Source organism: Streptomyces sp. NPDC048258, assembly GCF_043201995.1.
Classification (GTDB): Bacteria; Actinomycetota; Actinomycetes; order Streptomycetales; family Streptomycetaceae; genus Streptomyces.
The window spans coordinates 1-1,079 of the sequence record NZ_JBICZH010000077.1; the positions used below are offsets into that span (position 1 = coordinate 1).

Annotated in this window: 1 protein-coding gene; it reads right to left on the reverse strand. The window is 69.6% G+C overall.

The window, feature by feature from the left end; translation table 11 throughout:
* The coding region (gene mobF / locus ACGFYQ_RS42240) for a MobF family relaxase (protein WP_393752689.1) at window positions 1–1,079 on the reverse strand (1,079 nt) is incomplete at both ends.

Consider the following 1,079-nt stretch of genomic DNA (forward strand, 5'->3'; position numbering starts at 1 on the left):
GGTCGGCCATGGCCAGGCGGGCGGTGTAGAGGCGGTAGTCCGACATGAGGCCCCGCACGGTCTTGGGTTCGCTGATGTCCACGCAGTGCGCGGCGATGGCGGCGTCCACGATGTGTTCGTCCAGGCCGGGATCGCGGCGGCGGCCTCGGAGGACGAGAGCGAGGTGGCGGCGGGCTTCGGCGAGCAGGTGCCGGCGGTGGAACCATCCGTCGCTGTTCATCGCGAACACGATCGCGGTGACGTCGATGGCCGCCAGGGCGACGTCGACGATCTGGCCGACCCGGGCCCGGATCGCGACAGCTGCGGCGCGAGCGCGCTCCAGGAGGGAGTCGATGATGTCGGCCTTCACGCCGGAGTTGAGGATGGCGTTCGTCTTCCACCACACGCGCAGCTGCGCGAGTGGTTGCGTCTTCCGCTTGGGCGGGCGGGTCTTCCTCGCCGCGATCCGGCCCAGCTTGGTGCGAGCCCGTTCGGAGATCACGGGCAGAAACTTCGGCTCGCCGTCGTCGTCGACGGCGGTGACGTACTCGCGCTCCAGGTCCTCGCGGCACGCTTCGATCTGCGCACTGCGCCGCGCGGTCCAGGCGATCAGCTCGTGCGGTATCCCGGCGATCTCCATCACCGGCCGGCGCCCGGCGCTGACGGTGCGCGGCTCGGTCGCCACGCCGAGCGTCTCGCAGACCTCGGCGGCCACGATCTCGTTGTAGAGCGCGGAAGCAGCGACGGTGTTCTCGAAGAGAACCTCGGAGTGCACCGAACCCCACTTCCCATCCAGGCGCTGCCCCTTGATCGACAGCACGAGGTGATCGTGCAGAAGCGGCATCCCGGCCCGTGATTCATGGTGGCGGAAACGGGCGGCGACCAGACCGCCGGGCGGCCTCACCCGGTAGACGCCGTCCTTGCCGAACCGGATCACCGCGACATGGTCCTCAATCCACTCCAGCACCCGCTCGATCGCGCGCTCGTGCGCGGCCTCGATCACCAGCCGGGTCTCCTCATCCCCCAGGGCCCACAGGAGGTAGATCGTCGGCTGCGGCCGGAAAACGAAGTCGAAGCCGACGACCTTCACCCGCCGCCCC